Origin of the sequence: Breoghania sp. L-A4 (assembly GCF_003432385.1) — a bacterium.
In the GTDB taxonomy this organism is placed as follows: Bacteria; Pseudomonadota; Alphaproteobacteria; order Rhizobiales; family Stappiaceae; genus Breoghania.
Genome location: NZ_CP031841.1, coordinates 3,675,602 through 3,687,764 on the forward strand (window position 1 = coordinate 3,675,602; position 12,163 = coordinate 3,687,764).

Annotated in this window: 10 protein-coding genes; 3 read left to right on the forward strand and 7 right to left on the reverse strand. The window is 64.2% G+C overall.

Going from position 1 to position 12,163, the window contains the following annotated elements; translation table 11 throughout:
* Entirely contained in the window at positions 1-1,128 is a 1,128-nt protein-coding gene (locus tag D1F64_RS16780) for a metalloregulator ArsR/SmtB family transcription factor (RefSeq protein WP_248304493.1), read from the reverse strand.
* A 517-nt stretch (positions 1,129-1,645) separates the two neighbouring features.
* Positions 1,646-2,734: a DUF2336 domain-containing protein gene (locus D1F64_RS16785; protein WP_117414669.1), complete on the reverse strand. Its 1,089-nt coding sequence runs from the start codon at positions 2,732-2,734 to the stop codon at positions 1,646-1,648.
* A gap of 337 nt (positions 2,735-3,071) precedes the next feature.
* Between D1F64_RS16785 and tsaA the strand changes: the two genes are divergently transcribed.
* Positions 3,072-3,533 (forward strand): tRNA (N6-threonylcarbamoyladenosine(37)-N6)-methyltransferase TrmO, encoded by a 462-nt coding sequence (gene tsaA, locus D1F64_RS16790; RefSeq protein WP_346432329.1) that lies wholly within the window; start codon positions 3,072-3,074, stop codon positions 3,531-3,533.
* A 131-nt stretch (positions 3,534-3,664) separates the two neighbouring features.
* Positions 3,665-4,474 carry a DUF1194 domain-containing protein gene (locus D1F64_RS16795; RefSeq protein ID WP_162901618.1) on the forward strand — a complete coding sequence of 270 codons (810 nt, stop codon included), beginning with the start codon at positions 3,665-3,667 and terminating at the stop codon, positions 4,472-4,474.
* A gap of 278 nt (positions 4,475-4,752) precedes the next feature.
* Here D1F64_RS16795 and katG read toward each other — a convergent pair whose 3' ends face one another.
* Positions 4,753-6,936: a catalase/peroxidase HPI gene (gene katG / locus D1F64_RS16800; protein ID WP_117413354.1), complete on the reverse strand. Its 2,184-nt coding sequence runs from the start codon at positions 6,934-6,936 to the stop codon at positions 4,753-4,755.
* A gap of 272 nt (positions 6,937-7,208) precedes the next feature.
* Here katG and D1F64_RS16805 point away from each other — a divergent pair, with 272 nt between their 5' ends.
* Positions 7,209-8,150 carry a hydrogen peroxide-inducible genes activator gene (locus D1F64_RS16805; protein WP_117413355.1) on the forward strand — a complete coding sequence of 314 codons (942 nt, stop codon included), beginning with the start codon at positions 7,209-7,211 and terminating at the stop codon, positions 8,148-8,150.
* Between the two features lie 16 nt (positions 8,151-8,166).
* Here the strand turns inward: D1F64_RS16805 and D1F64_RS16810 are convergent, their stop codons facing one another.
* From D1F64_RS16810 to D1F64_RS16825, 4 genes are all read right to left on the reverse strand, one after another.
* Positions 8,167-8,505, reverse strand: a complete 339-nt coding sequence (locus D1F64_RS16810) for a DUF779 domain-containing protein (protein WP_117414670.1) — start codon at positions 8,503-8,505, stop codon at positions 8,167-8,169.
* Positions 8,506-8,702: 197 nt separating this feature from the next.
* On the reverse strand, positions 8,703-10,220 hold the full coding sequence (adh, locus tag D1F64_RS16815) for an aldehyde dehydrogenase (RefSeq protein ID WP_117413356.1): 1,518 nt from the start codon (positions 10,218-10,220) through the stop codon (positions 8,703-8,705).
* A 152-nt stretch (positions 10,221-10,372) separates the two neighbouring features.
* Positions 10,373-11,338, reverse strand: coding sequence for a GAF domain-containing protein (locus tag D1F64_RS16820; RefSeq protein WP_117413357.1), 966 nt, complete (start codon positions 11,336-11,338; stop codon positions 10,373-10,375).
* Between the two features lie 159 nt (positions 11,339-11,497).
* Entirely contained in the window at positions 11,498-12,106 is a 609-nt protein-coding gene (locus D1F64_RS16825) for an MOSC domain-containing protein (protein WP_117413358.1), read from the reverse strand.
* Positions 12,107-12,163: the final 57 nt, after the last annotated feature.

Consider the following 12,163-nt stretch of genomic DNA (forward strand, 5'->3'; position numbering starts at 1 on the left):
TCAGGCGACCTCACGTCTTGAGACAGCTCGCCGCGCATCGCCGGTTTCAGGCGTATTGCGCGCAAGCCATAAAGTTACTGTCAGCTGATCCGTGCGGCCGGCCTCGGGCGCCAGATCACGAATGGACACAAGGTCCAGTCCGGCCGCGGTCATCCACGCGGCCACATGTTCATGCGAGAAACCGAGCCTGCGATGCGCATGCTCGACACGCAGGAATTCCAGATCATGGGGCGCGAAATCCACCACCAGAAGCCGCCCGCCGGGGCGCAGGGCCCGCGCCGCCTCGGCGATCGCGCCAGCCGGATCGTCGAGGTAGTGAAGCACCTGGTGCACCGCCACCACGTCGAAGGCCTCCGGCTGCGCCGGCAGCGCGTAGATGTCGCCATGCCGGACCTGGGCGCCGGAAACGCCGCTGCGCTCGAGATTGGCCCGCGCCACCCGGAGCATGTCGTGACTGGTATCAAGACCCAGACCAAATTCGTAACGATCGGAAAACAGATCGAGCAGCCGGCCCGTACCCGTGCCCAGATCGAGAAATCGCTCAAAGGGCGCCGGTCCCACGATTTCCCGCATCGCCAACTCAACCGCGTCTTCGGCAACATGCAGGGCGCGCATGGTGTCCCAAAGCTCGGCGTGCGCGCCGAAGTAGGCCGCCGCCGCCTCCGCATGGGCGCGCTTGATGGCGGCGAGCCGGACGCGGTCCCGCGCGATCACCGGATCGTCGGGCTCGATCTTCGACAGAACGGAGGAGACGAGCGCGCCGCGCGCGCCTTCCGCCAGCCGGTAGTAGACCCAGGAGCCCTCGGGAAAGCGCTGCACGAGACCCGCCTCCGTCAGCAGTTTCATGTGGCGCGAGATCCGCGGCTGGCTCTGGCCGAGAATGGCGGTGGCGTCCTTGACCGTCAGTTCGCCCTCTTCCAGCAGCGCCAGCAGCCGTACGCGCGTCGCCTCTCCTGCCGCACGCAGGCCGGCCAGCAAATCGTCGAGCGACAAACGCGGCCCGTCACCGGTTGCGTCTCGCTCCGCCGCGGGGCTTCGCGCTGCGACACTGGACGCAGCAGGGCCGGAGACCGCATCGCGGCCGGCGTCCATGAGCTCGGCGTGATCGAGAACCAGGGTCGGATCCATTGTCACCACTTCCAATGCAATAGTCGGATATAAAGATATCTTTATACCTAAATCGAAAGGGGATGCAAGGACCGCATGCACCGGCACGCCGCCGTGAAGGTGAAACGGGCGTCAAAATGGGGGAAAGGCGTATCCTGGAGCGTCGAGAGAACCGTGCCGCACGCCGGCGTGGCTCCGCGCCCTCAGCGGAGGACATGAGCCTGAAGGAAAGCGTGGCTGGCAAGCGCGCGCGGCAGCCAAACGATCCGGCCGGGTATTGGCCTCGGTCCCGGCCGGATCATCCGGCTCGCACGTCCGCCACGCGCGTGCCCGGGAGCGGTGCCGCGCGGGGTTTGCGCAGGGCACCGAATTCTTGTGCAAATGGTCAGGAAATCATGGCCGCGTCCGTGTCAAATCACACAGGGACGAACAGCCTCATCAATACCAAGCCGCCCATCCGCCTGACGGACCCGCCAGTGGATCCAAAAAACAATCGAAACGCGAAGCGCCGCCCCCGAAGGCCGGGAGCGGCGGCTGTTCAGCTCGCGATGCGTTGGTCTGTCCACAGTCCCAGCGCGTGACGCGCCTTTTCCATGGTCAGGGCCTGAAAGCGGTTGAACGTGGTCATCCGCTCCTCGGCCGACAGGCGATGGCGCCATGGGCCGACCTTGATCAGGGCCTGAACGGTCATCGGCGACAGACCGCAGGCGCGGGCGACAATGATGAACGGGTCGGTCTCGGTGCGCACCATCCAGTGCTTGGCCGCTTCCAGAGAAATCCCGCCAAGATAGGCAAAGGCGGCGACGGCCTCGGGGAACCGGTCCTCCTCGGCAAAGCGGCGCAACACCTGCTCGGTCACCTGATCGCGGCTCGCCATGCCCATGACAGTCTCATGAGCGGTCTCGAAATCGTAGCGTGAGAGCCAGTATTCATTGGACATCTGTTGAGCCGCGAGACGCGCGGCTTCCGGGATCTTGTCGGCCGTGCCCGTTTCGCCCTGGTCGAGCAACTCCTGGCGCACCTGCTGCGTGGCCACGGAGATGAGCTTGACGATGGCCTCTTCCTGCAGATCGTTGCGACGGCCCAGTTCCATCTGCAGCCGTTCGTCCTGCGCGGCGGCATCCACCAGCGTCGCCATCCCCTGCTCGGAGAAGGTCGCGCCCTGATTGCCCGCCACCCGGCGCTTGACCGACGGATCGCCCCGGTCGACGAGAACGTCGGTGATCATTTCCGACAAGACGTCGCGCCCGGCGATCGCCAGCATATGTTCCTGATCCTTGTGGCGAGCGATCTCGACAAGGTCGGGATCGCGCAACAGGGTGGATCTCTCCAGCAGCGGCATCGCCACGTCGATAATGTCATTGGCCAGGCGCAGCACGATGGTTTCGGGCGCGCGGCGAAGCTCGGCCAGTTCCTCGGCCATGTAGCGTCGGGAGGGATCGTCGGCGAAGTCGGCCAGGCGCAGCAACACCGCGTCATAGGTGTCCATCTGCTCCTTGGAGCAGGTCTTGGACGTCAACCTGAACAGACTGACGACATGCCGCGTAAGCTCGGCGCGCTGTTCCGCGGATGCGCCGCGTTCCAGCATCGAGAAGTTGACCAACTCTGTTTTAATCGGCTCGCCCATGATTACCTCGGTGTCCAATCAATCCCAATTTGCAATTTTCTAACATCGATAAATTAATCAAAAAGCATTCGCGGGAGAAATAATTGATACGTAGTTGATCCTCTATTTCATATATTTTGAATACACCTCAGTTCATATACGAATACAATAAAATTCAAATTCACCTAAAATCTTATCGTCATGCAAAAAAGCCGGGAGATCCGCCACCCGATGGCCTTTCCAGCAGGCGCGTTCACGCTATACTGCCGCCATGGACAGCAGGCGCCCCGGCGAAATTCAGCTCATCGACGATCCGGCCCGGGTCGCCAATGACGCGTCCCTCGTCTTCATCGGCCATATCGAGACTCCCTGGAGCGACCGTCACGCCTGCCCCAGACGCGGCAAGGACAGCGATGCGGTTTGCAGAATCGCAATGAAACCGCAATTCCTGCCGGGGCTGAAGTCCGTCGAGGGCTGCAGCCACCTCCACATTCTCTACTGGATGCACGAGGCCCGGCGCGACCTGATCGTACAGGCCCCGGCCTTCGACGAGACGACGCATGGGGTTTTCGCCCTGCGCTCGCCGGCGCGGCCCAATCCGATCGCACTTTCGGTGGTCGAGTTGCTGGCAGTGCACGACGACGGCCTGTCGGTGCGCGGGCTCGATTGCCTGAACGGCACGCCGCTTATCGACATCAAGCCGTATTTCGCCGCGACCGATTCCGTGCCGCACGCCCGTGTCGCCTGGCGTGAGACGATCACCCATCCGGGACGGCGGTCCACCGGCCGGACGGATCCCGTGCCGGAAGACACCGTCTGACCGCATCGCGGCGCCCGTCCAGATAGCGTTCGTTTAGCCTATACCGGTCCCCTTCCCCTGCGTGATAGACTGCCGCCGCGCCCATGCGCCGTCCGCAGCGGCGCCACCACGGAATTTTTGAGGAGACGCTGATGCGCATACCCGCAGGATGGCCCGGCCCCAAACCGTGCCGCACCCTCACGCAGCTCGCCGTCCTTGCGGCACTCGTGGTTCCGCCACTGACCGGCGCAAGCGCGATGACGCCGCCCCCGACGCTCGCGGAAGTCGCGCCTTCCCCCACCTCCGGTGTCGCTCTGGCGCTGGTGCTGCTCAACGACGTGTCCAAGAGCATCGACAACGACGAGTTTGAAATGATCAAGAACGGCTATCGCGCGGCCTTCTCGGATCCGGACATCCTCGCCGCGGTGCAGGCCAACGCGGGCGGCATCGCCATCACCTACGTGGAATTTTCCGGCAAGGATGAGATCGTTACCGTCAAGGAATGGAGCGTGATCACCGACGAGCCCTCGACCCGCGCCTTCGGCGATGCTGTCGCCGCCGCGCCACGATCCAGCGCCGGCAACACCGCGCTCGCCGCCAGCCTGCGCCAGGCCACATATCTGCTCACCAGCGGCAATTTCGGGACGGCGCGCAAGGTTATCGACATCGCCAGCGACCATGCATCCGACTTCGGCCGCTCGGCCTCTGCGCGCGACGCCGCCGTCAAGGCCGGTATCACCATCAACGCGCTGCCGATCGTTGACGATCATCCGCTGGGCACCATCAACGGCCAGCTGACCTATTCGGCCAACAGTCAGAGACCCGGCGGCATCGCCAATTTCTATCGCCGTGAAATCATCGGCGGCGACGGCAGCTTCGTCGTCGAGGCCCGCGACTACAGAGCCTTTTCGGCGGCGCTGAAGCGCAAGCTGTTGCGCGAACTGTTGGCCCGGCGCTTCTGACCATCCCGCGAAGGCCCGTCCGTAGCGCCGAGCACAATAATCAAAAAAAAGGCCGGTATCCGAAGATACCGGCCAGTCGCACCCACCCGATTTCGCTCGTGCGGTCCTGGAGAGAAAGACGACAGGCGCCTGTCCCTCCGAGATCGCTGAAATCGGGCACCCGGGAACCGAATTCCCAATTGCCCCACCCTCTGAGGAGGCGGGCAATCGTGCCTGCCGGTCACAGCCGCCGGCGGCGGAAGCGGACAGCGCGCCCGCTTCCCGTGTTCAGCGGCGGATCAGGCCAGATCGAACCGATCCGCGTTCATGACCTTGGTCCACGCAGCCACGAAGTCCTTCACGAACTTCTCCTGGCAATCGTCCTGGGCATAGACTTCGGCGTAGGCGCGCAGGATCGAGTTCGAGCCGAATACCAGATCCATGCGCGTCGCCGTCCAGGCAACGGCACCGGTCTTGCGGTCGCGGATCTCGTACAGGTTGTTACCCGTCGGCTTCCACTCGTAGGCCATGTCCGTGAGGTTGACGAAGAAGTCCGTCGTCAGGGCTCCTTCACGGTCGGTGAAGACACCGTGCCTGGTGCCGCCATGGTTGGTGCCCAGCACACGCATGCCACCGACCAGAGCGGTCATCTCATGCGCGGTCAGACCCATCAGTTGGGTGCGGTCGAGCATCAGCTCTTCCGGGCTGACCGCATAGTCCTTCTTGAGCCAGTTGCGGAAGCCGTCGTGGATCGGCTCGAGCGGCTCGAACGATTCCGCATCCGTCATGGCGTCGGTCGCGTCGCCGCGGCCCGGCGCGAAGGGCACGGAGACGGAGAAGCCAGCCGCCTCGATGGCTTTTTCGACGCCGACGTTGCCGGCGAGAACGATCACGTCGGCGATGCTCGCGCCGGCGTCAGCCGCAATCGGCTCGAGAACCGACAGCACCTTGGTCAGACGCGCCGGCTCATTGCCTTCCCAGTCCTTCTGCGGAGCCAGGCGGATGCGGGCGCCATTGGCGCCGCCGCGCATGTCGGACCCGCGATAGGTGCGGGCGCTGTCCCAGGCGGTGGAGACCAGTTCGCTGATGCTCAAGCCGCTGGCGGCGATCTTCGACTTGATGTTGCCGATGTCATAGTTGACCGGGCCTTCCGGGATCGGATCCTGCCAGATCAGGTCTTCCTTCGGCACGTCCGGGCCGACGTAGCGCGCCTTCGGACCCATGTCGCGGTGAGTCAGCTTGAACCAGGCCCGCGCGAACGTGTCCTTGAAGTACTCCGGATCCGCCATGAACTTCTCGCAGATGGCGCGATAGGCGGGGTCCATCTTCATGGCCATGTCGGCGTCGGTCATCATCGGGTTGTGACGGATCGACGGATCGCTCGCGTCGACCGGCTTGTCTTCTTCCTTGATATCGATCGGCTCCCACTGCTGGGCGCCGGCCGGGCTCTTGCGCAGTTCCCACTCGTAACCAAACAGCAAATCGAAGTAGCCCATGTCGAACTGGGTCGGATGCGTCGTCCAGGCGCCCTCGAGGCCCGAGGTAACCGCATTGGCGGCCTTGCCGCCCATGTTCGGGTTGGACCAGCCAAAGCCCTGCTCCTCGATGCCGGCGGCTTCCGGCTCCGGACCCAGCGCTTCCGCGCTGCCATTGCCGTGGGTCTTGCCGACGGTGTGGCCGCCCGCGGTCAGGGCCGCGGTTTCCTCGTCGTTCATCGCCATGCGGGCGAAGGTCTCGCGCACCTGCGCGGCGGTCTTCAGCGGATCCGGAGTGCCGTTGACGCCTTCCGGGTTCACATAGATCAGGCCCATCTGCACGGCGGCGAGCGGGTTTTCCATGGTGTCCGGCTTGCCGACGTCGTCATAGCGGTTGTCGCTCGGCGCAAGCCATTCCTTCTCGGCACCCCAGTAGATGTCGATTTCCGGGTGCCAGATGTCCTCGCGGCCGAAGGCGAAGCCGAAGGTCTTCAGGCCCATGGACTCATAGGCCATGTTGCCGGCCAGGATCATCAGATCGGCCCAGGAGACCTTGTTGCCGTATTTCTTCTTGATCGGCCACAGCAGGCGGCGGGCCTTGTCGAGGCTGACGTTGTCCGGCCAGGAATTCAGCGGCGCGAAGCGCTGGTTGCCCGTGCCGCCGCCGCCACGGCCATCGGCCAGACGGTAGGAACCGGCGGAGTGCCACGCCATGCGGATCATCAGGCCGCCGTAGTGTCCCCAGTCAGCGGGCCACCACTCCTGGCTGTCGGTCATCAGCGCGCGGACGTCGTTCTTCAGCGCGTCGACGTCGAGCTTCTTCAGCTCTTCGCGATAGTCGAAGTCGGGGCCCATCGGATTGGTCTTGGTGTCGTGCTGGTGAAGAATGTCGAGATTGAGAGCATTCGGCCACCACGCCATGTTCGACGAGCCGGTCTCGGTCATCGAACCGTGCATCACCGGGCATTTCGCCGAACTGTCGTTCACGTCTTTCAGCTTAGCGTCCATTTTTCTCTCCGATTGTGTTCCGCAGTGCGTTCGCGGCAAATGCGGGTCGACGACTCCGATGGCAGGACATCCCGCCTGAGCCAGACCCGCTTTCGCCAACGGTCACCGAGTTCTGTTTGTCCGATACGGCGCGCCGGCGCTCGTCGTCAGGATTGAGTTAAAGATCATGGCGAATCTCCCATGATTGAAACTTGCACAGACAGAATGCACCCTTCTTTTGATAAATTCTAATTTGATTGCATGATCATCGCGATAAGAATATCTTATCGTCCATGATCACGATCAAACAGCTTCGATATTTTGACGCCCTGGCCCGCCACCGTCATTTCGGCAAGGCGGCGAAGGCCTGCGCCATCTCGCAGCCGGCGCTGTCGATCCAGATCCGAGACCTGGAGGGCCATCTGGGAATCAACCTCGTCGAGCGCCGCCCAAACGATGTCTGTCTGACCAGCGAGGGCGACGAGATCGCGCGCAGGGCCGGCAACATACTCGCCGAGATCCGCGACCTGATGGACTATGGCCATCACGCAGCGGGCGTCATGAGCGGTCCGCTGCGCCTGGGAATTATACCGTCAATCGCGCCCTATTTGTTGCCCCGCATGCTGGCGCGGCTGAACGGGACCTATCCGGACATCGAACTGAAACTGCGCGAGACGCTGACGGCGACGCTGATCGAGGAACTGCTGCGCGGCGAACTGGACGCGGTGGTCGCCGCGCTCCCCGCCGATACGCCGGAAACGGAATCCCTTGGATTGTTCGAGGACCGCTTCCTGCTCGCAACCCACGCGCGGCCGGATCTTGACGAGCGCAAACGGGTCAAGCCGTCGTCGATCGCCGATGAAAACCTGATGCTGCTTGAAGAAGGCCACTGCCTGCGCGATCAGGCCCTGACCTATTGCGCCAACCTGCATGGCCGTTCCGGCCGGACGTCGGATTTCGGCGCCACCAGCCTGACCACGGTGATGCAGATGGTCGCCGCCGGCTACGGTGTCACCCTGCTTCCCGAAATGTGCATCGACGTCGAGGTCCGCGACGAGCGCATCGCCCTGCTGCGCTTCACGGAACCGCAGCCCTCGCGAACCATCGGTCTTCTCTGGCGCAAGACATCGCCGCGCAAGCAGGATTTCATCGCTCTTGGCGAACTGATCGCGGAGGTCGCCGAAGAACTCAGCGGCCCCTGCGCCATGCGGTTCCCCGGCGAGGCGGCCCAATAGCCGATCGGACGGCTGCCTATCTCGGCGCCGCCACACCGCACACACTGGAGCGGATCAGGAAACGGCGCTCGCGGCCATTGTCGAGCGAAAACATGCCGCCGCGCCCGGGCACCACGTCGAGGATCAGGTCGGTGTGCTTCCAGGCCTCGTATTGCGCGGCGCCAATATAGAACGCTGCGCCCCCGGCGTCGCCAACGAGCACATCATGATCGCCAAGAAGGAAGTCACCGATTGCGTAGCACATCGGCGACGAACCATCACAGCAGCCGCCGGACTGGTGAAACAGGACCGGTCCCGCGTCTGCAACAATCTCGGCGAGAAGGTCCAGCGCGGCGCCGGTTACGGAGATCTGCATGACAAATGCCCAAGGAATGTCGGCGACCCGGCCGAAACCGGGCCGCCTGGAGGAACTGCGCCCGAAGTACGTCGGGAGACCGTCCGCGCGCAGCATTTGATACCAATGGTCACAACGACTGGACCGCGTCGCGCTTCTCGAACGATGCCCCGCATCGCCCTGCGAACCGCTCCTTGCCAGACATCGCGCAAAGCCGCTCAGAAGAAGCCGAGCTTCTGCGGAGCGTAGCTGACCAGCATGTTCTTGGTCTGCTGGTAGTGGTCGAGCATCATCTTGTGGGTCTCGCGGCCAATTCCCGACTGCTTGTAGCCGCCGAATGCGGCGTGTGCCGGATAGGCGTGATAGCAGTTGGTCCACACGCGACCGGCGTGGATCGCCCGGCCGAAGCGGTAGGCGCGGTTGCCGTCGCGGGTCCACACGCCGGCGCCGAGGCCATAGAGCGTGTCATTGGCGATTTCGAGCGCCTCGGCGTCATCCCTGAAAGTCGTAACCGCGACCACGGGACCGAAGATCTCCTCCTGGAAGATCCGCATCTTGTTGTGACCCTTGAACACCGTCGGCTTGACGTAGTAGCCGCCGGCGAGATCGCCCGGCAGTTGATTGCGTTCCCCGCCGATCAGACACTCGGCCCCTTCCTGCTTGCCAATGTCGATGTAGCTCAAAATCTTCTCGAGCTGTTCGCTGGATGCCTGAGCGCCGATCATCGTCGCGGGATCGAGCGGATCGCCCTGGATGACGGCCTCCACCCGTTTCAACGCCCGTTCCATGAAGCGCTCGTAGATCGATTCCTGAATCAGCGCGCGGCTCGGGCAGGTGCACACCTCGCCCTGATTGAGCGCGAACATGACAAACCCCTCGATCGCCTTGTCGAAGAAGTCGTCATCGGCCGCCAGAACGTCCTCGAAGAAGATGTTCGGCGACTTGCCGCCGAGCTCCAGCGTGACGGGGATGAGGTTCTGGCTGGCATACTGCATGATCAGCCGGCCGGTCGTGGTCTCGCCGGTGAAGGCGATCTTGGCGATACGCGGGCTTGACGCCAGAGGCTTGCCGGCCTCCAGGCCGAAGCCGTTGACGACGTTGAGCACGCCAGGCGGCAGCAGATCGCCGATCAGGTCCATAAGCAGCATGATCGAGGCCGGGGTCTGTTCGGCCGGCTTCAGCACGACGCAATTGCCCGCGGCAATCGCCGGCGCCAGCTTCCAGCAGGCCATCAGCAGCGGGAAGTTCCACGGGATGATCTGACCGACGACGCCGAGCGGTTCGTGAAAATGGTAGGCGACCGTGTCCTTGTCGATCTCCGAGATCCCGCCTTCCTGGGCGCGCAGGACACCGGCGAAATAGCGGAAATGGTCGATGGCGAGCGGCAGATCGGCGATCGTCGTCTCACGGATCGGCTTGCCGTTGTCCCAGGTCTCGGCCAGCGCCAGCAGATCGAGATTGTCCTCCATGCAATCGGCGATGCGGTTCAGAACCAGCGCGCGATCCGCAACGCTGGTGGCCGCCCAGCCATCCTTGGCCGCGTGGGCCGCATCAAGGGCGCATTCGACGTCTTCGGCGTTGGAGCGGGCAATCTGGCACAGCACCTGGCCGTTGACCGGCGAAGTGGTCTCGAAATAGGCGCCCGTGGCCGGCTCGACCCACTGACCGCCGATGAAATTGTCGTATCGCGTCGCAAACGGCGACTTGACCGAACGGGTCACGTCCATCTTGTTCATGCTGTCCTCCCAAACGTGATGCCGCGACACGCGGCGTCTGGGAGTCAGCCTGCCGCAGCGACAGAGCACTGTCAGCCGGGGGAACCGGAGCGTGGAAGGCAAGTGTCTCAGATTTGCGACACTCGGGGCGCCGCGCGTCACCGCGCCCGGCACTAATGCGGGTCGCGACGGACACGGCCGAGTTTGCGATAGAACGTGGCCCGGCTGATGCCGAGCGCCTTGGCCGCCGCCGAAACGTTGCCGTCCACCCGCGCAAGTGTCCGCTTCATGGCGGCACGCTCCGCCCGTGCGAGATCCTCCGAGGGACACGTGCGGCCGCCAGCGTCGTCACCGGCCGGAACCGGCTTGCCGAGCCATTCGCTGGTTGGACCCAGCACACGCCGGGCGGCGCGCGTGGCGCCGACGACGAGATCGTCTTTGTCGAGAGCAAGCAGACTGGCGGAACCGCTTTTTGCATCCGGCGTGAGCACGATGCGACGATCGGGAAAGGCCTGGCGGAAAGCAACCGCTTCGATGGCCCGCGCCGCATCGCCGACCGCCACGGAAATCAGATTGACGAAACTCTCCGTCAGATCTGCCCGGCACGACGACACGTCGAGGGCCGCCGCCAGATTGCCCTCGTGGTCATAGACCGGCGCCGTGGTGCAACTGAGCGCGGTGTTGCGGGAAAAGAAATGCTGATCGCAGTGGATCGTCAGCGGCCGCCGCTCGACCAGACAGGTGCCGATACCGTTGGTCCCCTCGGCGTCCTCGCTCCAGACCGATCCGGTCCACAGCCCCCAGGCACGGAACGTATCATCATCGGCAACCGCGCCTCGGCGATCGACCGGAACGCCGTCGGTATCGGCCAGGAGCACGCAACAGCCGACGCCGCCGACGGCGAGATAAAGCCGGTCAAGACTCGATTGGGCCGCGCGCAGCAACGGCTCCATGCGCTGGCGCGCTTGATCGAATTCGCGGGAACCGAGCCTCCGCGGCGGCTTGTAATCGGCCGGATCGAGCCGGTGCAGACGCGACGAGCGCTGCCAGGACGCGACCAGCGACGAGGTCGCCGCGGCGCCAGACCCCAGCGCCGCCTCGACACGATGCGCATGATGGCCGCCGTGCACAACGTCCATGTGTTCCTCCCAGAACACGCCCTTGGGCTCGCCCGTACGCCAACTCCCTGCCACAGGCTTCCTCCCCGCGGCGGCTGGCGAACGGACACACTACTTTATCCCGCGTTCCCGAACGCAGGTCAATTCGTCGAACGGCAAAGGCGCCAGCCGCCCGTGCGCTTACTCCTCATAGATCCACTGCTCGGGCATGTTCGCGATGACTGTCTCGCCCGGCGTGACAACACCCGGCTTCTCCACCCAGGCCACAAGCCCGCGCAGGCGCTTGGCCACCTTGGGAAACAACAGGTCCAACCCCTCGCGCTCGGGGAAATGCGCGGCGATCCCCTTGCCGGCGGAGCGGCAGGGCGCGTTCTGGCCGTCCACCCGCAGCACCGCGCCGTTCTCGAACACAAGCCGCGTCCGCGGCGGAATCATCGACAGCCTCGGCAGTCCCTCGAGCACCAGATTGGCGCCGATCCATTCCGGCAGCAGCCGATCGATCTCCATCAGCCGCGCGACCTCCTCCAGCTCATCGGCGGCAAGCACCGAGAGCTGGCGCTCGTTGCGCATTTCGGTGCCGCGCGGATACCACGGCTCGCGTCCGCCCGAACGCCGGGTGGTGCCCGCGTGCACATCGCCGGGAATGCCGTCAAAGGTAAACGGGAGGTCGTCGACCTGGGTGGTCGCGAAATCCTCGCCCATGGCGGCCAGAACGCGGGAAACACGCCCCGTCAGCCTGCGTGCGGGAACAATGCGCGTGGCATCATCGGGAAACAGCTCTGCGGTCATGGGACCTCTCGCGAATATCAGGACAGGCCCCAGAAATAGGCGCAAAGCCTGAAGCTG